Genomic DNA, 21,550 nt, shown 5'->3' with positions numbered 1-21,550 from the left:
CTTGCACCTTTGTTGAACCTACCTGCGCGTCTGGCCAGAGACTTCGGACAGCAGCACCATGAGTTTCCTTGACACCTCGGTCCTTTCCTCTTCCCCAAGGAAGGCCCCGATTTCCAGCTCGTTGCCGTGCGACGTGAGCAACAGACGCTGTCGTCCGTCCCCCGGTTTCAGCCCGACCCGCACCCAGTATGTCTGGAAGCGGACCGTCCGACGTCCCGGCACGGCACGCACCTCCAGCGTGTCCGGACCGATCGCGATGCGTTCACCCCTGCCGCCGGCCCGCCAGGCCGCGCCAAGCGCGAAACCCACGACGAAGGCCTCCAGCAGGGCGAAGAAGGGGGCGAACACGTTCCCCTGCCACGCACCGAGTGTCGCCGTCGCCAGGGCCATCGCCGCAAGGCCGATGATCAGTCGACGCAGACCGCGCCTGTCCAGCGCACGGTTGGGCCGCAGCCACAACACGCGCGGGTGACCCGCGGCGGTCGGTCGAAGCACGATCATGGGAGCCTAAGCGTGCCTGGAACATTGGGATGATAGGGCGCCAGGGATGCCGGGGACAAGTTGTCGCATCCGCAAGCCCCCGCAATAACACACGAAGGGGCTTGCTCCCCTACAATGGGCGGTCTTCCTCGCCCCCCACACGCCCACGTGAACCCGACCATCCTCAGTCCCGAACTTCCGGCCGGCGCAGAGCCGGCACGCGCGCGCATCACGGCCGCCTGGCTGCGCGACGAAACCGAGGCCGTGAACGACCTGCTGGCCCAGGCCACGTTACCGCCGATCGAGCGCGAAAAAGTCATCGACGTGGCCGCCGGCCTCGTCACGCGCGTTCGCGCGCGGGCCAAGGACCAGAGCGCGGTGGAATCCTTCATGCGCCAGTACGACCTTTCCTCGGAGGAAGGCGTGCTGCTGATGTGCGTTGCCGAGGCGCTGCTGCGCATTCCCGACAAGGCCACGGCCGACAAGCTCATCCGCGACAAGCTCGGCGAAGCGGACTGGAAGAAGCACCTGGGCCAGAGCGAATCGCTGTTCGTCAACGCCTCCACGTGGGGCCTGATGCTCACCGGCCATCTGGTGAACCTCGCCGAGGAAACCCGTCACGACTTCACGTCCGCCCTGCGCCGCCTGGTCGGCCGCGCGGGCGAGCCGGTGGTGCGACTGGCCGTGCGCCAGGCCATGCGGATCATGGGCCACCAGTTCGTCATGGGCCGCACCATCAAGGAAGCACTGGATCGCTCCAGCGAGAAGGAACACGCGGTCTACCGTTATTCGTACGACATGCTCGGCGAGTCGGCCCTCACCCAGGCCACCGCGGAGCGCTACCAGCAGGACTACCGCGACGCCATCAACGCGCTCGGCGCGCGCGGCCCCTTCCCGAACAACCTGGAAGCCCCGTCGATCTCGGTGAAGCTTTCCGCGCTGCACCCGCGCTACGAGGTGGGCAATCGCGCCCGCGCCCGTGCCGAACTCGGCGCGAAGCTCCTCGAGCTTTCGCAGCTCGCGTTCAAGAACGGCATCGCGCTCTCGGTGGACGCCGAGGAAGCCGACCGGCTCGAGCTCTCGCTCGACATCATCGGCGACGTCTTCGAACACCCGTCGCTCGAAGGCTGGAACGGTCTCGGCATCGTGATCCAGGCGTACCAGAAGCGCGCGCCGTTCGTCATCGACTGGGTGACCGAAAAGGCCCGTGCCACGGGCCGCCGCTGGTTCGTGCGCCTGGTGAAGGGCGCCTATTGGGACGCCGAGATCAAGCGTGCTCAGGAAGGCGGCCTGTCCGGGTACCCGGTGTACACGCGCAAGCCCAACACCGACGTCTCCTACCTCGCCTGCGCGCGCCGCCTGTTCGCCGCCGGCACGGACGCGGTCTATCCGCAGTTCGCCACGCACAACGCCCATACCATCGCGGCGATCCACCATATCGCCCAGGGCCGTCCGTACGAAAACCAGCGCCTGCACGGCATGGGCGCCGACCTCTACGCGGAAGTGATCGGCAAGGACAAGCTCAACGTCCCCTGCCGCGTCTACGCCCCCGTGGGCAGCCACGAGGACCTGCTGCCTTACCTGGTGCGCCGCCTGCTCGAAAACGGCGCGAACACCAGCTTCGTGAACCGCGTGGTGGACGAGAGCGTGCCGGTGCGCGACCTCGTGGCCGACCCGTGCGAGATCGTCCGCGGCTTCGCGTCCATCCCCCACCCGCGCATCCCCCTGCCGGTCAATCTCTACGGTGAACTTCGGAAGAACTCCATGGGCATGAACTTCGCTAACGACAACGAGCTCAACGAACTCGCCGATGCCGTGAACCGCCACAGCGGCCCCTGGAATGCCGTGCCGCTGGTCGCCGGTGGCGCCGGCTCCGGCACGAGGATCGAGGTGACCGATCCCTCCGATCGCCGCCGCATCGTCGGCACCGTGGAGAACGCCGACGCGGGCATGGTCGACAAGGCACTGGCCGCCGCCGTGAAGGCGCAGCCGGGCTGGGACCGCCTTCCGGCGGCGAGCCGCGCGGCGATCCTCGAGCATGCCGCCGAGCAGCTCGAGCACAACCGCGCCGAATTCATCGCGCTGTGCGTGCGCGAGGCGGGCAAGAGCCTGCCCGACGCCATCGCCGAGATCCGCGAGGCCGCCGACTTCCTGCGCTATTACGCCACCATGGCGCGCCGCCTGTTCGGCCAGCCGGAGCAGCTCCCCGGTCCCACCGGCGAAAGCAACCAGCTGTTCCTCAACGGGCGCGGCGTCTTCGTGTGCATCAGCCCGTGGAACTTCCCACTGGCCATCTTCCTCGGCCAGGTGGCCGCAGCGCTCGCCGCCGGCAATTCGGTGATCGCCAAGCCGGCGGAACAGACCTCGCTCATCGGCTACGAGGCGGTGAAGCTGCTGCACGCCGCGGGCGTCCCGGCCGACGTGCTGCAATACCTGCCGGGCGACGGCGCCACCGTGGGTGCGGCGCTGACCCGAGATCCGCGCGTGTCCGGCGTGGCCTTCACCGGCTCCACGGAAACCGCCTGGGCGATCAACCGCGCGCTCGCCGCGCGCAACGCGCCGATCGCCGCCCTGGTGGCGGAGACCGGCGGCCAGAACGCCATGATCGCCGACTCCTCCGCCCTGCCCGAGCAGATCGTGAAGGACGTGATCGCCTCCGCGTTCCAGTCGGCCGGCCAGCGCTGCTCCGCCGCGCGCGTGCTGTTCGTGCAGGAAGACATCGCCGACAAGGTCATCGACATGCTCGCCGGTGCCATGGCGGAACTGAAGGTCGGCGATCCGGGCCTGCTCTCCACCGACGTCGGCCCCGTGATCGACGAGGACGCGCGCAAGATCCTCATCGAGCACGTCGAGCGCATGGAGCGCGAGGCGAAGAAGATCGCCGAAGTGCCGCTGCCGGAAAGCACGGCGCACGGCACGTTCTTCGCACCGCGCGCCTACGAGATCCCTTCGCTGGCAACGCTCACCCGCGAGATCTTCGGCCCGGTCCTGCACGTGATCCGCTGGAAGGGTTCCGAGCTCGAGAAGGTGGTCGACCAGATCAACGGCACGGGCTTCGGTCTCACGCTGGGCGTGCACAGCCGCATCGACGACACCATCGAGTTCATCCAGAGCCGTGCCCGCGTCGGCAACTGCTACGTCAACCGCAATCAGATCGGCGCGGTGGTTGGCGTGCAGCCGTTCGGTGGCGAAGGCCTCTCGGGCACCGGCCCGAAGGCCGGCGGCCCGCACTACCTGCTCCGCTTCGCGGGCGAGCGCACGCTCACCGTCAACACCACGGCCGCAGGCGGCAACGCGTCGCTGCTGACGATCGGCGAGTAAATCCCGCTCACTGGAAAGCAAAGGCCACGCTCGCGAGAGCGTGGCCTTTTTTCGTTCACGCTCTGCGAAAGGTCCGCTGCGGGGGCTCGGCTACGCCATCGCGTTGGCCCTGGGGGCGTGGCGGCGGGAGCCCTCGGTCGCTCCCCTCAGCGCTACGCTGCGGTGTCGCTTGGGCAAAGAGGGCCACTGCGTGGCCCATGTCCTATGGCTTGCGCCCCGGCGCGCACGGACGGTCGGCGGGGTTTTCCGACTCGACATCCCTGTCTCGGCGGAAAAGGCCGGCCATCCTGGCCGGCCCCCTTCGGGCCTTATCCGCCAACCGCCCTCACCTCCGCTACCCGCGCCGAGGGGAACGGCCGAGGGCTCTTCGTGGCGCTGAGTTAGCTTGAGAGGAAAGCGCGAGCTGGCCTGACCGGGCGTCCAACGGCAAACGCCTTGTCGTTCTTCGTTAGGTTCCACGCCCACAGCGTGACGCCGGCCATCCCGTTATCGATGCTTTGCTTCTGGCACTTCCACTGGATTGCTGCGTACCTCAGTGGAATCGTCTCCACGGGTAGCAAACCATCGCCTCTGATACCGATTTGCGCGATCGGCGCGTTCTTTAGATGTGCCGACAAGGAAACACTTTCGAAGCTCGACGCATATTGCGAGAAGGAGCGAAACAACTACCCGGAACAAATGAAGGAATGGGATGAGTACGAGCGGTTGTCGCAGGAGGAGCGCAAGTGAGAAGGCGGGAATATCTACTGCGCTCGGTGCTCCCGAAGAAAAGGCTGACGAACGAAAAATAAATAACAAAGTCCCGCCGTCGACAAGAACGCGCTGGCTTTCCTTGCACAATACGGTGTCCGGAGGAGCCCTCGGCTGTCGCCCTCGGCGCGGGTAGCGGAGGTGAGGACGGTCGGCGGAGGAGGCCCGCAGGGGGCCGGCCAGGACGGCCGGCCTTTTCCGCCGAGACATGGATGTCGAGTCGGAAAACCCCGCCGACCGTCTGTGCGCGCCGGGGCGTAAGCCATCAGACACTGGCCGCGAAGCGGCCCTCCTTTCCCAAGCGACACCGCAGCGTAGCGCCGAGGGCGACAGCCGAGGGCTCCCGCCGCCACATACGAGCGCCAACCCGATGGCAAAGCCGAGCCCGCAAAGTATCCAGCGAAGAGCATTCATCAAGCTCTACAATGTCAAAAGCATCCAGGAGCGGAACCTTCCAAGTGAGTTACGAAGCCATCGTCAGTCCCTCGGTCCGTCAGAGCGAAGGGAGCCACGCACGCGCGTTCGCCGAAGCGCAGCCGTTTCGTCATGTGGTCATCGACGACTTCCTGGAATCCGCGTTCGCCGACGAATTGCTGCGCGAATTTCCCGCGTTCGAGAACGGGAATTACATCGGTGACGACGGCCGCCCGGGTGGCAAGTCGACCGTCGACGCCATGCCGCAGCTGGGGCCGGCCTATCGCCGGCTCGACGAGGTTATCCAGACACCTGAGTTCCTTGCCTACATCGGGCGGATCACCGGCATAGAGGGACTCCTGTACGACCCCTTCTACCTTGGCGGCGGCACTCACGAGAATCGCAATGGGCAACCACTCAGTGCCCACATCGACTTCAACTACCATCCGAGCGAGCGCTGGCATCGCCGGCTCAATCTCATTGTCTATCTCAACAGGGAATGGCAGGCGGATTGGGGCGGCCTCCTGGAGCTGTACCGCGATCCCTACGCCGACCCTCAGCCGTCCGTGCGCGTGACGCCGCTGTTCAATCGCTGCGTCATCTTCGAAACCACGGAATCGAGCTGGCACGGTTTCGATCCGATCCGGTTGCCCGCCGACAGGCCGGATCTGTCGCGAAAATCCATTGCGTTGTATTTCTACACCAAGGACCGCCCGGCCGAGGAAACGGCAGCGCGGCACACCACGCATTACGTCAACCGGCAGCTTCCGGAACACTTCAGTGCCGGCCATACGCTGACCGAATCCGATGTGGCCACCTTGCGCGAGCTGATCTCGGTGCGGGATTCGCACATGAAGAATCTGTACGAAGAGAACGGACGCCTTCTCCAGGCTCAGGACAAGGGATTCGCGGGCCACATCCTCTATCTGATGAAGCGCCTGTACGTACGCTACCGCCGACGCATTTCAGCCTCGCGGTGATCGCCCCGCGCTGCCGTATTCGCGCGCCGGCCGAAGAATAGCGGCAACCGGCAAACGCGGCGCATTTACGGCACCGCCAAGCCAAGCCCCTTCCCTTTCGCGCGAAGGGGCTTTCTCATATCGCTGGCGGAAGGAACCGCATCGCCTATGCTGGCAACGAGCGATACCCACGGAAGGAAGGTGCGACATGACCATGGAACCACGATCCGGAAAGGACGGCCTTTCCGCGCTGCCCGGCAGCAAGGGCGCCGCCGCGACGGCTCCTTACAACGAGACGTTCGCCCACGCCGCCACACGCACGCTGGCGGCAAACAAGACGCACGACCTCGGCGAAATTCTCGTCGTCACCGGCGAAGAACCGCTGTTGATCGTCGACGACGACGACGGACTTGCGCTTACCGCCGTGCACGAAGGCAAGCCCCGGCTGCGCAGCGCGTGCAAGCTTCTGTTTCGCCACGCTTACCAGCACGTGTCCTTCCAGGTCGAAGTGGAGGACCGGACGGCGGACGCGCATATCGGCCTGCTACGGCACACCACGCTGACGGAAGTGCAGGCCTTCACCCTGCACCGGCCCAAGCCACTGCGCAGCCAGGAGGGCAGCCGGCTCCGCCACACCATCGATTACCACGCGCCCGCGCTCGACGAAGTGCAGGGCATCGTGTGGCGCGGGGGGAACCTCAGGCTCAGCCATATTCACCTGGAGCCTTGATGGCGGGAGTGCGCCTGCGCGCGACAGCCTTCGCAACGCACCTCTAGCTGGCGCGCCAGCTCCAAGGTTCGGCGAAAAACTGTCGCGCGCAGGACGCGCTCCTACTTCAGGCCGCGATCCTTCAGCATCGGTTCGATGCTCGGATCCTTGCCGCGGAAATCGCGATAGAGCTTGCCGAGTTCCTCGGTGTTGCCGCGCGAGAGGATCTTGTCGCGGAAGATCTGGCCGTTCTCGCGGGTGAGTCCGCCGTGCTCCTTGAACCACTCGAACGCATCGGAATCGAGCATCTGCGTCCACAGGTAAGCGTAGTAGCCCGCCGCGTAGCCGTTGCCCCAGATGTGCTGGAAGTAGCTGGAGCGATAGCGCGGCGGCACCTGCGGCAGGGTGAACCCTGCCTGCTTCAGCGCATTGGCCTCGAACGCGTCCACGTCCTGCTTCGGGCCGCCGGCGGGCAGCATGTGCCAGCGCATGTCGAGGAGCGCGGCGGAGATCAGCTCGCTCATCGCATAGCCCTGGTTGAAGCTCTTCGCCTTCTTGATCTTGGCCACGAGTTCGGCCGGCATGGGTTCGCCGGTCTGGTAGTGCTTGGCGTAGTTGGCGAACACCTTCGGATCGGTGGCCCACTGTTCGTTGAACTGCGACGGGAATTCCACGAAGTCGCGCGCGGTGTTGGTGCCGGAGAGCGACGGATACTGCGAGTTGGCGAACATGCCATGCAGCGCGTGCCCGAACTCGTGGAACATCGTGGTCACGTCGTCGAACGAGAGCAAGGCCGGCTGTCCGGCCGCGGGCTTGGTGAAGTTCGTGACGTTGTACACAACCGGCTTCGTGCCGAGCAGCTTCGACTGGTCGACGAGGTTGCTCATCCACGCGCCACCGCCCTTGTTATCGCGCTTGAAGTAGTCGCAATAGAACAGGGCCATGGACGTGCCGTCCTTGTCGAACACTTCGAAGACGCGCATGTCGGGCTGCCACGTCGGGATGTCCTTGCGCTCCTTGAACGTGATGCCGTAAAGCTGGTTGGCGGCATAGAAAACGCCGTTCTGCAGCACGTTGTCGAGTTCGAAGTACGGCTTGATCTGCGACTCGTCGAGGTCGTACTTAGCCTTGCGCACCTTCTCCGCGTAGTGGTCCCAGTCCCAGGCCTGTACCTGGAATCCGCCCTTCTCTTCGTCGATCGCCTTCTGGATGTCCGCCGACTCGGCCTTCGCGCGCGCGATCGCCGCGGGTGCGAGGCGCTCCATGAATTTCTCGGCGGCATCGGGGGTCTTCGCCATCTGGTCGTCGAGCTTCCAGGCGGCGTAATTCGGGAATCCGAGGAGCTTCGCGCGATCCGCGCGCAGCTGGGCGATGCGGGTAACGATCTCACGGGTATCGTTGGCGTCGCCGTGTTCCGCACGCTCCCACGACGCCTTGAACAGCTTCTCGCGCGTGGCCCGGTCGTTGAGCGCCTGCAGCGCTGGCTGCTGCGTGGTGTTCTGCAGGGTGACGACGTACTTGCCGTCGAGCTTGCGGTCCTTCGCCGCCAGCGCGGCGGCCTGGATGTCGCCCTCGGACATGCCGTCGAGCGCCTTCGGATCGTCGACCACGAGGGCACCGGCCTTGGTGGCCGCGAGCAGCTGGTTGGTGAACTTCGTGCTGAGGGTCGACTCCTCCTTGTTGATCGCCTTCAGCTTGTCCTTGTCCGCCTGCGAGAGCTTCGCGCCCGCATGCACGAAATCCTTGTACGTCACCTCCAGCAGCCGTGCGGATTCCGGATCGAGGTTCAGCGAATCGCGCTTGTCGTACAGCGTTTCCACGCGCTTGAACAGTTTGTCATTGAGGTAGATCGCATCGCTGTGCGCGGCGAGCTTCGGCGATTCCTCTTCCTCGACCTTCTGCAGCGTGTCGTTCGTGTTCGCACCGGTGAGTGCGCTGAACACCGCTTCCGCCCGCTTGAGCAGCGTGCCCGACTTCTCCATCGCGACGATGGTGTTCTCGAAGGTGGGCTCGTCGGACGAGTTGGCGATCGCTTCGATCTCGGCGATCTGCTGCTTCATGCCTTCTTCGATCGCCGGCTGGAAGTCGGCATCGACGATCTTGTCGAACGGCGGGGCCTGGAAGGGAAGCGTGCTCTGGGTCAGCAGCGGATTCACGTGCGAAGCCTGTGCGGTGGGGGCGCTGGCCGGCGCCGCAGGAGCGGTGCCGGGGGCGGCCGGGGCCGGTGCGGCCTTTTCGGCGTCGTTGGACGACGAGCAGGCAGCGGTGAGTGCGATCGACGTGGCGATCGCGAGCAGGCGGAGCTTCGGCACGGGCGTGTCCCCTTGAGCGGTGAAAGGCACCGACTCTAGCGGCCCGCGCCGGCCCGGGACAACCGCCACAGGTCAGGCCTGCGCTCACCGCGTGTCGCGAAGCTCCCAGCTCGATCCGATCAGCAGGTTGAGGCGATGCTTCACGATGCGCATCGGCAGCGACGTCGTGAGCTGCACGTCGGTACGCCCGTTGGAAAGCTCGCCCCTGGCCGAGGCGCCCGCGTCGGTGACGCCCAGGGACGGGTCGACCTCGTCGGGTTCGGGTTGCTTGGCGCGCCAGCGCTGGAAAAGCGCATCGTCCCGCATCGCGGCAGCGATGTCGGCGGCGAGCTTGTCCGGGCCGATGCCCTCGAAGGAAAGCTCGGGGTCCGGGCCCTTCGCTTTTTCCATGTCCTTGACGGAGAGAAAGTAGGTCGTCATGGGTGAACTAGTTAAGCGGGTTGGTGTGAAGGGGCCGTCAGGCGAGCGACGCGACGTCGAGCAGCACGGCCGCGGAGGCGGGTGCGACGCGGTATGGCAGCACGCCGAGGCACGGTGCGGGCAGGCATTCGCGCAGCGTGGCGATGTTTTCCTCCAGCAGCGGCATGGTCGGCTCCAGCACGTTCGCGATCCACCCCGCGAGGCGGCATCCGTCCGCCTCGATGGCCCGCGCCGTGAGTCGCGCATGGCTGATGCAGCCGAGCCGGATGCCGACCACCAGGACCACGTCGAGGTCCCAGCGCCGGGGCATGTCTTCCATCGACATGCCGTCGCCCAGCGGAACCATCCACCCGCCCACGCCTTCCACCACCACGCGCTCGTAGTCGTGGGTCAGCGCCTGGAACGCGGCGTCCAGGGGCGGCCACGCGATCCGGACGCCCGAGCGGGCGGCGGCAAGGTGCGGCGCCACCGCTTCCTCCAGGGCGATCGGATTGACCAGGGCGTAGTCGGGCGGCGGCAGGCTCGCCGCCTGCAGGTCGAGCGCGTCCTGATTACGCAAGCCGCCACCACCGGCCCGCGCCGAACCGCTGGCCACGGGTTTCATGCCGGCCACGCGCTCCCCGGCCAGTCGGAACGCATGCACGAGCGCCTGCGCGCCGTGGGTTTTGCCGATGCCGGTGTCGGTACCGGCGACGAAGAGGTGCCTGGGCATGGATAGGCGGCCTTGCGGAAGCGGGGACGTGGCACCATACACGGCTTCTGTCCACGAATCGCACCGGTACCGCCATGTTCGAAGCCAAGGCCATCGCCACCGACGACAAGGCCGCCCTGTACGCCGAGCTGGTCCAGCAGGCGGAGGGCCTGATGCACGGCGAACCGAACGCCATCGCCAATGCCGCCAACTTCGCCGCCCTGGTCTACGACGCCGTGCCGGATCTGAACTGGGCGGGCTTCTATCTGTTCGACGGGAACGAGCTCGTCGTCGGACCGTTCCAGGGCAAGCCGGCCTGCATCCGCATCGCGCTCGGCCGCGGTGTGTGCGGCACGGCGGCGCAGACGCGCCAGACCCAGGTGGTGCGCGACGTGCACGAGTTCGCCGGACACATCGCCTGCGATGCCGCATCGAATTCGGAAATCGTGGTGCCGCTGGTCAAGGCCGACGGCACCCTTTTCGGGGTATGGGACGTGGACAGCCCCTCCGTGGCGCGCTTCGACGACGAAGACCGCAAGGGGATGGAGGCGCTGTGCCGGGTGTTCATGGCCACGCTGGGCTGACCTGGCCCTGTGTGGGAGCCGCTTCAGCGGCGATGGTGCTTGCAGCAAGGTTGCCCGCTGCCGCGGGATCGCCGGCATAGCCGGCTCCCACAGATTCGCGTCTACAACTCGTGGGGCCGCGGGGTCGCCAGGAGTTCCATGATTCGCGCGCGCGCCTCTTCCACGCCGGTTTTCGCCGTGGAAGAGAAGATCTGCGCCGTGCCGGGCACGCCGTTCTTGCGGAAGTCCTTGCGAAGGGCCTCCAGCGCGGCCGACGCCTGGCCGCGCGACACCTTGTCGGCCTTCGTCATCAGCACATGGCACGGCAGCTCGGTGGCCGCGCAGAATTCGAGCATCGTGCGGTCGAAATCCTTCAGTTCGTGGCGGATATCCACGATCAGGACGATGCCACGGAGGCTTCGGCGCATCTTCAGATACGCGTCGATCTCGCCCCGCCAGTGCTGGCGCATCGCTTCGGGCACCTTGGCGTAGCCGTAGCCGGGAAGATCGACGAGGCGCGCATCGAGCGGCGCGGCGCCCTCCACCTTCAGCGGCGGCAGATCGAACACCACCATGAGCTGCGTGCGGCCCGGCGTCTTCGAGGTACGCGCCAGGCCGTTGTGCCCCGTCAGCGCATTCAGCGCACTGGACTTGCCGGCGTTCGACCGCCCCGCGAAGGCCACCTCCGCCCCCTGGTCGTAGGGAAGCTGGGTGATTTCATGCGCAGCCAGGACGAAGCGCGCGCCGTTCAGGGGATTCGAAGACATGGGTACGTAAAGCGCCTGGGGTACGTCGATAACGAAGGTCCGGGAGTGTATGCGATCGGGTCGCGGCGCGCCTGCCGGCGCGGTTTGACCGGGCTCTCTCGCGCCCGCCATAATCTTTTGGTTGAGGCGCGGCAGGGAACGCGCCCCGGTCCGGAAGGTTCCCCTTTGGAGAGACTTATGAAGTTTCGGCACGCCGCCGCTGCCATCACCGCGTTGCTCGTCATGAATGCAGCCGCGGCCCAGACCGCCGCCCCCGCGAAGCCGGCATCCGCGCCGGCTCCCGCCGCCACCGCCGAAGCCAAGCCCGGCGCGAACGCGGCCACGGATCCGGCCACGCCGGGCATGCCGAAGGCCGAGACCCCCACCGCGCCGGCCGGTGCCGAAGCCACCGCCGCGCTGAAGCCCGGCGACGCTACCGCCGGTCAGGGCAAGGCCGCCGTCTGTGGCGCCTGCCATGGCATGGACGGCAACTCCACCGATCCGCAGTACCCGCGCCTCGCCGGTCAGAACGAGCAGTACATCGCCGCGCAGCTGGCCGCCTTCAAGTCGGGCAAGCGCATGAACCCGATCATGATGGGCTTCGCGCAGCCGCTGTCCGAACAGGACATGCATGACCTCGGCGCGTACTTCGCCACCAAGACATCCCTGCCCGGCGTGGCCGATCAGGCGCTGGTCGACCAGGGCCAGACCCTGTACCGCCAGGGCGATGTCGATCGCGGCATTCCGGCCTGCATGGCCTGTCACGGCCCGGACGGCCGCGGCAACCCGGGCGCGCACTACCCGCAGGTCACCAGCCAGCACGCGAAGTACGTCGAGGCACGCCTGAAGGCCTGGCACGACAACGGCACGCAGAGCGACGATCCGCACACCAAGATCATGGCCGGCATCGCGCAGAAGCTCGACGAGAAGGACATCGCCGCCGTGGCGAGCTATCTCGAAGGCCTGCACACGAACGAACCGGCCGCCGCCGCGCCGGCCACGCCCTGAAGGCGTTAAAGTTAAGGGCAGTCTGAAATCGAACGGGCCTTCGGGCCCGTTCCTGTTTAAGAAGGTAAGAAAAGGACCCCTCATGCGTATGCGCCTTCCCCTCCTCTGCGCCGCTCTGATCGGCCTCGCCGCCTGCAGCGGCGGCAACAGCGACACCGCGGCGAACGCCCCGGCCGCGGCGTCCACCGCCACGACCGCGCCGGCCGCCCCCGCGCAGCCGGCGACGACCGCCACAGCCCCCGCCGCCGCATCCACCGCAGCGACAGCCGCACCCGCGGCGACCGGCACCGCGGCAGCTCCGGCCGTGTCCGCCCCGACGGCCGATGCCGACGACAAGCGCCCCGCGCCGAAGCCCTTCGTCGACGACGGCAAGTGGGTGGAAGGCAAGCACTACTTCCGCATCGATCCCGCCCAGCCGACGAGCACCCCGGGCAAGATCGAGGTCACCGAGGTCTTCTCGTACGGCTGCCCGGCCTGCTTCCAGTTCCACGGCATCGTGGACGAACTGGCGAAGAGCCTGCCCAAGGGCACCGTGATGACCTATACGCCGGCGTCGTTCCGCCCCGACGAAAACTGGCCTCTGCTGCAGCGCGCCTACCTCACGGCGCAGGCGTTCGGCGTCGACCAGAAGAGCCACGACGCCATGTTCGACGCCGTCTTCAAGAGCGGCGAGCTCGGCATCATGGACCAGAAGGCCGGCCGGCCTAAGCCGCCCGCTGCGTGGCCCACGATCGACGATGTCGCCAAGTTCTATGCGAAGTTCGGCGTCAAGCCCGACGAATTCGTCGCCACCGCCAACTCCTTCACCATCAACACGAAGATGAAGCGCGCCGATGAACTGATCCGCGCCTATGAGGTCGATAGCACGCCCACGATCGTGGTGAACGGCAAGTACCGCCTCACCCCGAACAGTGCCGGCGGTTACCCGCAGGCCGTGGAACTCACCCAGTGGCTCATCACCAAGGAAGCCGCGGGCAAGTGACCGCGATTCGACCCTAAGCCGGAGATATCCATGTTCAAGCGTCTTTCGCTCCTCTTCGTCGGCCTCGCGCTGACTGCCGCGTGCAGCGCGCGTCCCGCCGATGGCGCGGCCACCTATACCGAAGGCCAGCAGTACGTGGCCACCACCACGCCGCAGCGCCTCGATCCGAAGGACGGCAAGGTGGAAGTCGTCGAGGTGTTCTCGTACGGCTGCATTCACTGCGCACACTACGAATCGTATGCGGAGGCGCTGCAGAAGCAGCTGCCCAAGGGCGTCACGTTCCGCGTCGTGCCCGCAGCGTTCAACGACGCCTGGCTGCCCTATGCGCAGGCCTACTACGCGGCGCAGAAGCTCGGTGTCGCGCAGAAGGCCCATGCCGCCTTGTTCAAGGCGATCCATACGGACCACTATCCGATCCATACCATCGACGAGCTTGCCGACTGGTATGCCACGAACTACGGCGTCGACAAGGCGAAGTTCGTGGCGTTGGCCACCAAGGACGACGGTATCCGCCAGCGCATCCTCGCCGACGGCAAGCTGATCCAGGGCTGGGGCATCGACGGCACGCCCACCCTCGTGGTGAACGGCAAGTATCGCAGCGCCCAGATCAAGGACTTCGACGAACTCAACGGCGTCGCCAAGTACCTGGTGGACAAGGAACTGAAGGGCGGGAAGTAATCCGCCCCCCGACCGATGCCCTCCGTTCACATGGCGGGGGGCATCCTCTGGCCTCCCGGGCCAGCCGAGAACAGACGCAGCACCCATGACGCTCGCCACGCCGAACATCCTCACCGCTCCGGAACGCACGCTGCGCCTGTTGAGCTGCAACATCCTGGCCGGCGCGAGTGTCCAGCGTTACAGCGACTATGTCACCCGCAGCGTCAATGCCGTGCTGCCCGGCCGGTCGAAACTGGCGAACCTCGATTCGCTGGCGGAACTGCTCCACGAATTCGACGTCGTGGGCCTCCAGGAGGCAGACGCCGGCAGCCTGCGCTCGGGCTTCCTCAACCAGACGCGCTACATCGCCGAAGCCGCCGGCATGCCGTACTGGAGCCACCAGCCGAATCGGCCCATGGCACGCGTGGCGCACTCGGCGAACGGATTGCTCAGCCGTATCGAACCCACCGAAGTCATCGACTACCCGCTGCCCGGCCGCATCAAGGGGCGAGGCGCACTGTTCGTGCGTTTCGGCGAAGGCACGGAAGCATTGGTAATCGTCATCGCCCATCTCTCGCTCGGTGCCGCCGCCCGCATGGGGCAGTTGGCTTTCATCGGAGAACTGCTCGCGCCCTACCCGCACGCCGTGCTCATGGGCGATCTGAACACCGAGCCCAGCAGCACCGAGATGCGGCACCTCTTCTCACGAACGGCGCTACAGCCGCCCTCGGTGGCGACGCCCACGTTCCCGAGCTGGAAGCCGCGCCGCGCACTCGACCACATTCTCACGTCCGCCGACATCAAGCTCGATCGAATGTGGACATTGCCCCGCGCCTTCTCCGATCATCTGCCTCTCGCCGCCGAAATCCGCCTGCCGCTGTCCCTGGCGCAGGCCGCCGGCGCGGCAACCACGGACGAGGCCGCTCCACGCACATGAAATCCATTTTCCGAACCGCCCTGCCCTGGGCCGTCATCGTCGGCGTGGCGCTGGCGGCGAGCGTCGTGCGCTATGGGTTTGTCGAGCCCCCGCATATCGCGCACGCGTGCGAGGTGCAGACCGGGCCGTGGTGGTGCGCCACACGCGACCTCGTCGTACAGGGCTTTCTTTCATATGGCTACGGCTACGCGGCGGTACTTGCCGCGCTGCTGGCGGTGTTCTGGCGGAGCACGTTCGCTGCCGTGCTGGCCGTGTGCCTCGGCGCCGTCGCGCTGCAACTGTATTGCTACGAGGGCGGTGCGCTCGCGCTGCTCGTGGGCACGCTGCGCCTGGTGCGCGTGCAGTCGTCCGGTGGGAGCCGCTTCAGCGGCGATCGCGATCCCGCGGCAGCGGCAGCGGGAAGGTAGCGGCGAGCACCCATCGCCGCTGAAGCGGCTCCCACACAAAGCTGCATGTTCTGGGCAACGCTATGTCCTGGACGACGCTATGCTCTAGCTCGACGCCAGGCCAGCAGCACCGGCAACGCCATGGCGACGTTCAGCAGCAGCCATCCCCATGCGACGGCGCTTGCGCCCACTTCCTGCACCACGACCGCGCCCCCCAGCAACACGAGCCAGACCGCGAGCAGCCGCTCTTCCAACAGGGGCTTCAGCGGGTCTTCGCGCGTGCGCAGCAGGGCAAGCACGAGGAACGCGACCGCCGGCATCGCGAACAGTCCAATGGGGAAATCGCGGTAGCGGCCGTTGAAGACCATGAGGATGCCGTAGAGCGCCAGGACGAACATCCAGAAGAAGCGCTGTGGCGTGAAGCGGTCGGTCCATGCGATGCCCAGGAGGCGCCGCTCCGTAGGCGTCGGCGCGACGTCCGCGGTATTCACGGGCGCCGCCAGGCGCGATGCGATGGCGCGCGCCAGCGACAGCGCGGTGCAGGCCCCGGCGACTCCGACGGCGATTCCCACGGCCCATTCCAGCCGGTTGCGGCAAGCGAATTCCAGCAGCCGGGCGTGCGCGGCGAGCGCCGTTCCGGTCGCGAAACCGGCTAACGCCAGGGATGCCCACCCCGCCGCGCCGCGCCAGCGACGGCGGAACGCACCGGCACCGACGAAGACGATCGCCAGCACCCCGCCTGCGCCCAGGGCCCACGCCCAGCGCGGCTCTTCGACCACCGGACCGGTCATGGCGAACTTCGGCCTCCCCTGCACGTCGAAAATGCCCCAATAGCCGCCCACCGTGCCTTCCAGGTCGCGCTTCCAGGGCTGATCGAAGGCTTCGATCACGTTGTAGGGCATGTCGACGGTCGCGGCGTAGTTGAGGAACTGGCGCATGTAGCGCGCCTCGTTCACCAGACTGGCGCTGGCCTGCCGACGCGTGCGGCCCTGGCTCGGCCAGCCCGTCTCGCCGATCATCACCGCCTTGCCCGGGAACTCTGCCTTCATGCGCTGGTAGACGTCCGCGACATGCCGAACGGCCTGCGCCGGGGCCACCGGCTCGTCTTCCCAATAGGGAAGGATATGGATCGTGACGTAATCGGTGACCTTGGCGAGCGCAGGATGGGCCTGCCAGAACTCCCACACGTCCGCATAGGTGACCGGCACATCGGTGGCCGCGTTCATACGCGCGATGTAGCCCGCAAGCGCCTTCTCGGTCAGTTCGCCGCGCAGCAGCACCTCATTGCCCACGACGATGCCACGCAGGTTGGCGGCGTGTTTCTTCGCGGAGGCCAGCGCGAGCTGCATCTCCCGCTCGTTCGCGGCGGGATCGCGCCCGAGCCACACGCCCATCAGCACCTTCATGCCGTAGCGGCCGGCGATCTCGGGCACCGCGCCGAGCCCTTGCCCCATTGAATACGTGCGCACACAGTCGAAACGGGTGGACAGGTCCTTGAGGTCCGCATCGATGCGCTCGGGCGACACGAAGGCATGCGGATCGAAGGGCGTCTCGCCGGCGAAGCGGAACGGTGCATACGATACGCAGGCGATCCTGGTGGTCGGCGAATCCGGCAAGGGCACCGGGCGGCCGAGCGACCACCAGTAGCCGGCACCGAAGACGGCGGCGAGCACCAGGACGATCCATGCTAGCGGTCGCGCAAGCCGCGCGTACGAGGTGTGGAGCGTCATGCCGTTCCAATCGGAAGCAAGGGGAAAGCGCCGCAAGCTTAGCGGGCGGCGCCGTCGAGGGCGAATCCCCCCCAAAGCCCTTCGTTCATCCGACTTGCGCAAGCTCTTCCCTACAATGGACCGACATGTTTTCGTGAAGGAACCCCGATGATGGCTGCTCCGGCATCGCGACGCGCCGCCCGCTCCCTCCGTACCCTGGCCTGCATCGCCCTCGCCGCCACCGGATTTCTGGCCACCGCTGCGATGGCGGCGGGCACGGATGCCGAGCGCGCCCGTTTCCGCCAGGCGTACGCCGCCGCGCAGCAAGGCGGCGACGCATGGCGCGCGCAGGCCGCGGGCCTGGAGCAGTACGTGTTGTTTCCCTATCTGGAAGCCGCCGCGCTCGAACACGATCTGCGCACGCTCGATCGCGCGCGCGTTGAGGCCTATCTCACCAGGTATCCGGGGCTGATTCCCGCCGCGGACCTCCGTCGCGATTTCCTCGGCGAACTGGCGCGCCGCAAGGACTGGACCACCTTCAGCGCGATGTACCAACCGGGCCTGGGGGACAGCCTGAGTTGTTTCGCATTGCAGGCGAAGCTGTCGCGCAACGAGCCCCTGGTGTTCGAGCGCGACCTCGCCGACCTGTGGAAGAAACCGAACCTGCCCAATGCCTGCGACCCGGTCATCGCCGCAGCGCACGACCAGGGCCTGCTGACGGCGGATCGGCTGTGGGCGCGCATCCAGACAGCGGCCGAAGCCGGCAAGGGCGGCACGGTGGCTTCTCTCGCTCCGTGGCTGCCGCCGTCGGATGCCCCCGCGGGCAAACGCATCGCACAGGCGCTCAACGACCCGGCCGGCGCCCTGCGCGACGCCTCGGAGTGGCCCGATACGCCACGTCACCGGCAGGCACTGACGCTGGCCCTGCAACGCATGGCGCGCAAGCAGTCCACTGCGGCGGATGCCGCCTGGCAGTCGCTCGGGCCACGCTTCACGCTCAGCGAGCAACAGCGCGGCGCCGTGGAGAACGCCCTGGCGCTGTTCCATGCCACGGATTTCGACGAATCGGCACTCAGCCGTCTGGCCGCTCTCGCCCCGGGTGCGCAAACCGATGCCACCCGGGAATGGCGTGTGCGCGTGGCGCTCGCGCGGGAAGACTGGGCAGCCGCGCTGACCGCGCTCGATGCCCTGAGCGAAGCGCAGAAGGACGATGGCGAGTGGCGCTACTTCCGGGCCGTGGTGCTCCAGAAGCTCGGCCGCCAGTCGGAAGCACAGGCGCTCTTCCGCTCGGTGGCCGAGGAAGCCACGTACTTCGGCTTCCTGGCCGCCGACCGCGTGAACGCCGCCTATGCCATCTGCCCTGCCAGCATGGCCACGGACGAGACCCGCGAAGCCGCGCTCCTTTCGGATCCGGGGCTCGATCGCGCCTTCGAACTCTACGCCGTGGGCTTGCAGAAGTTCGCCCGGCGGGAGTGGGCCGCCGCGCTGTCCGGCCGCGACAGCGACACCCGGCGGCTGGCCGCCGACCTCGCCTTCCGCAAGGGCTGGTACGACCGTGCCGTATTCGGACTCTCGTCCGGCGACGCGCTGCGCCTCTACGAACAGCGTTTCCCGCTGGCGCGGCAGGACGGCGTGGTGGAGCAGTCGAGCCAGGCGGGCATCGAGGCACCGTGGGCGTACGCCATCATCCGCGCCGAGAGCGCCTGGATGAGCGACGCGCGTTCCGGCGCCGACGCGCGCGGCCTGATGCAGCTGCTGCCGAGCACGGCCGAACTGGTGGCACGACGCAACGGCCTTGCCTGGAGCGGCGGCGAAAGCCTGTACGAGCCGGCGACGAACATCGTGCTGGGCACGCGGTACCTCGCGCAGATGGCGGCGCGATACAGCGGCGCCCCCTGGCTCGCCAGCGCTGCCTACAACGCCGGCCCGAACAGGGTCGACCAATGGGTGGCCGCGCGGGGCGGGCTGGCGCCGGACCTCTTCGTTGCCAGCATTCCGTTCAAGGAGACCCGCGAGTACGTAGCTCGCGTGATGGCGTTCGCGGTGATCTACGACTGGCGACTCAACGGCAATGCGCTTTCGCTCACCAGCCGCATGACGCCGATCGGCAGCGCCTATGCCTTGCCGACGAGCGGCGCGGTGCGCAGGCCCGTGAGTTGCCCCTCGCCCGCCGTGGCGAAGCCCACGCCGCCCTCCCCGCCGGCCGTCGTCGAACCGGCACCCGCCGCCGCCTCATCCGCGCCCAGCCCGGACGAGCCGCGCCAGTGACGGGCTTGGCGGCGCAAGGTAAGCAGCCTACGCTTCGCGGATGAAGTCGCAACGCATCGTCATCCTCGGCGGCACCGGGTTCCTCGGCGGCGTTCTCGTGCCTCGGCTCGCCGCCGATGGGCATCGCCTCCTGCTGCTGTCCCGCAACCGGGAAGTTCACAAACAGCGCACGGTGGGCCGCCACGTCACGGTGGCCACTGCCGATATCTACGATCCGCCCACGCTGCGTCGATACCTCGCCGGCGCAGATGCGGTCATCCACCTCGTCGGTATCCTCAACGAAAGTGGCCGCAACACGTTCCAGCGCGCGCACGTCGATCTCGCCCGGCTGGTGGTGGAAGCCTGCGTCGATAGCGGCGTGCATCGACTGCACCTGATGAGTTCGCTGCAGGCGGGCAAGGGGACCTCCCGTTACCTGCGCTCGCGAGGCGAAGCGGAAGCACTGGTGAAGGCGTCCACGCTCGACTGGACCATCTACGAGGCAAGCACGATCTTCGGCCCCGGGGATGGACTCGTCTCGCGCTTCGACAGCCTGCTACGCATGTCGCCGGTGGTGCCGCTGCCCCGCCCTGGAGCGAAGATGGCACCCGTGTACGTCGGCGACGTCGCGGAGGCGATCGCACGCTGCGTGTCCGACGACGCATCCCTGCTGCGCACCTACGAGCTCTACGGCCCCGAAACCTGGACGCTGATCGACATCGTGCGTGCCATCCGCGATGCGCGGGGCCGCCGCCGGGCCGTGCTCCCCATGCCCGACATGCTGGGACGCGTGCAGGCACAGGTGGCGCAGTTCGTGCCCGGCAAGCCGTTCACTCCCGACAACTTCCGCTCGCTGCTCACCGACTCCGTCGGCCACACCGACGGCCTGGCACAACTCGGCATCCAGCCGCAGCGGCTTTCCGCGTGGTTGCCGCGCCTGCTCGGACCGTCCGTGCGCCAGCAACGTCTCGACGCGGCGCGTGCACGACGCCGGCCCTGACGCATGGATATCTACCTGGTGGGCGGCGCCGTCCGCGACAGACTGCTCGGACGCCCAGTGACCGACCGCGACTGGGTGGTGGTGGGTGCCACGCCCGAGGACATGCTCGACGCCGGCTACCGGCCTGTGGGCAAGGATTTCCCCGTGTTTCTCCACGGCCAGACCAAGGAGGAATACGCGCTTGCGCGCACCGAGCGGAAAACGGGGCGTGGCTATCACGGCTTCGCGTTCCATGCCGATCCGTCGGTCACGGTGGAGCAGGACCTGGAACGCCGCGACCTCACCATCAATGCCATCGCGCAACGCGAGGACGGCACCCTGGTCGATCCTTTCGGCGGTGTGCGCGATATCGAAACCCGCACGCTGCGGCATGTATCCGACGCGTTCGTCGAAGACCCGGTGCGGCTGCTGCGCGTCGCGCGCTTCGCGGCGCGTTACGCACCTCTGGGCTTCACCGTCGCCGACGAGACCATGGCCCTCATGCGGCGCATGGTGGACGAGGGCGAGATCGACCACCTGGTTCCCGAACGCGTGTGGGCGGAAACGCGCAAGGCGCTCGCCGAGCCCATGCCATCCGCGTTCCTGCGTGTGCTCCGCGAGAGCGACGCGCTGCGCGTCCTGTTTCCGGAAGTGGAGGCGTTGTACGGCGTGCCGCAGCGGCCGGAGTTCCACCCCGAGGTGGACACGGGTGTGCATGTGGAACTGGTGGTCGATGCCGCGGCGCGACTCGCGCCCGGCGATGCGCTGGTCGGATGGTGCGCGCTCACGCACGACCTGGGGAAGGCGCTCACGCCGCAGGACGTCCTGCCACGGCACATCATGCATGAGCAGCGCGGCGTCGAACCCGTGCGAGCCATGTCGGCGCGGCTGAAGGTGCCGGGGGACTACGCGTTCATGGCGGAGATGGTGTGCAAGCACCACCTGAACGCGCACATGGCACTTGAGCTGAAACCGTCGACGATCCTGCGCCTGCTGGAAGGCCTCGGTGCCCTGCGCCGCCCCGAGCGTCTCGAAACATTCCTGCTCGCCTGCATGGCCGACAAGCGCGGCCGGCTGGGCAGTGAAGACGCCGCTTACCCGCAAGCCGATTTCCTGCGCGCGTGTCGCGACGCCGCCGCTTCGGTCGTGTCACGGCCCTTCGTGGAGCAAGGCCTCGAAGGGCCGGCGATTGGGGAGGCCATGAAGAAGGCGCAGATGAAGGCCATCGCCTCGGTGGCCAAACCTGCTCCGTAACCTCGGTTTTGTGTGGGAGCCGGCGA

Annotated in this window: 19 protein-coding genes; 13 read left to right on the top strand and 6 right to left on the bottom strand. The window is 67.3% G+C overall.

Going from position 1 to position 21,550, the window contains the following annotated elements:
* Positions 1-18: 18 nt before the first annotated feature.
* Complete coding sequence (locus tag HBF26_RS09060) at positions 19-501, bottom strand: DUF2244 domain-containing protein (RefSeq protein ID WP_193569829.1); 483 nt, start codon at positions 499-501, stop codon at positions 19-21.
* Between the two features lie 114 nt (positions 502-615).
* Here HBF26_RS09060 and putA point away from each other — a divergent pair, with 114 nt between their 5' ends.
* The 4 genes from putA (at position 616) to HBF26_RS09040 (ending at position 6,654) form a co-directional block, all read left to right on the top strand.
* Positions 616-3,801 carry a bifunctional proline dehydrogenase/L-glutamate gamma-semialdehyde dehydrogenase PutA gene (putA, locus tag HBF26_RS09055; protein ID WP_193569828.1) on the top strand — a complete coding sequence of 1,062 codons (3,186 nt, stop codon included), beginning with the start codon at positions 616-618 and terminating at the stop codon, positions 3,799-3,801.
* 435 nt (positions 3,802-4,236) lie between these two features.
* Positions 4,237-4,530: a hypothetical protein gene (locus HBF26_RS09050; protein WP_167125190.1), complete on the top strand. Its 294-nt coding sequence runs from the start codon at positions 4,237-4,239 to the stop codon at positions 4,528-4,530.
* 479 nt (positions 4,531-5,009) lie between these two features.
* The gene (locus tag HBF26_RS09045) at positions 5,010-5,945 is read left to right on the top strand and encodes a 2OG-Fe(II) oxygenase (protein ID WP_338039651.1); all 936 of its coding nucleotides are present in this window, start codon (positions 5,010-5,012) and stop codon (positions 5,943-5,945) included.
* Between the two features lie 187 nt (positions 5,946-6,132).
* Positions 6,133-6,654, top strand: a complete 522-nt coding sequence (locus HBF26_RS09040; protein ID WP_167125185.1) for a hypothetical protein — start codon at positions 6,133-6,135, stop codon at positions 6,652-6,654.
* Between the two features lie 101 nt (positions 6,655-6,755).
* Here HBF26_RS09040 and dcp read toward each other — a convergent pair whose 3' ends face one another.
* From dcp to bioD, 3 genes are all read right to left on the bottom strand, one after another.
* On the bottom strand, positions 6,756-8,945 hold the full coding sequence (gene dcp, locus HBF26_RS09035; protein WP_167125183.1) for a peptidyl-dipeptidase Dcp: 2,190 nt from the start codon (positions 8,943-8,945) through the stop codon (positions 6,756-6,758).
* A gap of 84 nt (positions 8,946-9,029) precedes the next feature.
* Entirely contained in the window at positions 9,030-9,365 is a 336-nt protein-coding gene (locus HBF26_RS09030; RefSeq protein WP_167125181.1) for a hypothetical protein, read from the bottom strand.
* A 37-nt stretch (positions 9,366-9,402) separates the two neighbouring features.
* Entirely contained in the window at positions 9,403-10,077 is a 675-nt protein-coding gene (gene bioD / locus HBF26_RS09025; protein WP_167125179.1) for a dethiobiotin synthase, read from the bottom strand.
* A gap of 74 nt (positions 10,078-10,151) precedes the next feature.
* On the opposite strand from bioD, the gene msrC reads away from it, so the two are divergent.
* On the top strand, positions 10,152-10,640 hold the full coding sequence (msrC, locus tag HBF26_RS09020; RefSeq protein ID WP_167028471.1) for a free L-methionine (R)-S-oxide reductase MsrC: 489 nt from the start codon (positions 10,152-10,154) through the stop codon (positions 10,638-10,640).
* 101 nt (positions 10,641-10,741) lie between these two features.
* Here the strand turns inward: msrC and yihA are convergent, their stop codons facing one another.
* Positions 10,742-11,386: a ribosome biogenesis GTP-binding protein YihA/YsxC gene (gene yihA, locus HBF26_RS09015; protein WP_167125177.1), complete on the bottom strand. Its 645-nt coding sequence runs from the start codon at positions 11,384-11,386 to the stop codon at positions 10,742-10,744.
* Positions 11,387-11,608: 222 nt separating this feature from the next.
* Here yihA and HBF26_RS09010 point away from each other — a divergent pair, with 222 nt between their 5' ends.
* From HBF26_RS09010 to HBF26_RS08990, 5 genes are all read left to right on the top strand, one after another.
* Entirely contained in the window at positions 11,609-12,373 is a 765-nt protein-coding gene (locus HBF26_RS09010; protein ID WP_425482986.1) for a c-type cytochrome, read from the top strand.
* Between the two features lie 82 nt (positions 12,374-12,455).
* On the top strand, positions 12,456-13,355 hold the full coding sequence (locus HBF26_RS09005) for a thiol:disulfide interchange protein DsbA/DsbL (protein ID WP_167125173.1): 900 nt from the start codon (positions 12,456-12,458) through the stop codon (positions 13,353-13,355).
* Positions 13,356-13,385: 30 nt separating this feature from the next.
* A complete protein-coding gene (locus tag HBF26_RS09000; protein WP_167125170.1) occupies positions 13,386-14,033 on the top strand; it encodes a thiol:disulfide interchange protein DsbA/DsbL in 648 nt (215 codons plus the stop codon).
* A gap of 85 nt (positions 14,034-14,118) precedes the next feature.
* Positions 14,119-14,949 carry an endonuclease/exonuclease/phosphatase family protein gene (locus HBF26_RS08995; RefSeq protein WP_167125168.1) on the top strand — a complete coding sequence of 277 codons (831 nt, stop codon included), beginning with the start codon at positions 14,119-14,121 and terminating at the stop codon, positions 14,947-14,949.
* Positions 14,946-15,356, top strand: a complete 411-nt coding sequence (locus HBF26_RS08990; RefSeq protein WP_167125166.1) for a hypothetical protein — start codon at positions 14,946-14,948, stop codon at positions 15,354-15,356. Before HBF26_RS08995 ends, HBF26_RS08990 begins: the two co-directional genes overlap by 4 nt.
* A 77-nt stretch (positions 15,357-15,433) precedes the next feature.
* Here the strand turns inward: HBF26_RS08990 and HBF26_RS08985 are convergent, their stop codons facing one another.
* Complete coding sequence (locus tag HBF26_RS08985) at positions 15,434-17,065, bottom strand: glycoside hydrolase family 17 protein (protein ID WP_167125164.1); 1,632 nt, start codon at positions 17,063-17,065, stop codon at positions 15,434-15,436.
* 147 nt (positions 17,066-17,212) lie between these two features.
* Between HBF26_RS08985 and HBF26_RS08980 the strand changes: the two genes are divergently transcribed.
* From HBF26_RS08980 to HBF26_RS08970, 3 genes are read left to right on the top strand one after another with little or no spacing between them, the layout of a single operon-like run.
* A complete protein-coding gene (locus tag HBF26_RS08980) occupies positions 17,213-19,312 on the top strand; it encodes a transglycosylase SLT domain-containing protein (RefSeq protein WP_240151257.1) in 2,100 nt (699 codons plus the stop codon).
* A 40-nt stretch (positions 19,313-19,352) separates the two neighbouring features.
* On the top strand, positions 19,353-20,291 hold the full coding sequence (locus HBF26_RS08975; RefSeq protein ID WP_167125162.1) for a complex I NDUFA9 subunit family protein: 939 nt from the start codon (positions 19,353-19,355) through the stop codon (positions 20,289-20,291).
* 3 nt (positions 20,292-20,294) lie between these two features.
* Positions 20,295-21,524 (top strand): multifunctional CCA addition/repair protein, encoded by a 1,230-nt coding sequence (locus HBF26_RS08970; RefSeq protein ID WP_167125160.1) that lies wholly within the window; start codon positions 20,295-20,297, stop codon positions 21,522-21,524.
* Positions 21,525-21,550: the final 26 nt, after the last annotated feature.

The organism is Luteibacter jiangsuensis, from assembly GCF_011742555.1.
In the GTDB taxonomy this organism is placed as follows: domain Bacteria; phylum Pseudomonadota; class Gammaproteobacteria; order Xanthomonadales; family Rhodanobacteraceae; genus Luteibacter; species Luteibacter jiangsuensis.
The sequence above is the reverse complement of the archived record's forward strand: the minus strand, read 5'-3'. Positions and strand labels throughout refer to the sequence as shown.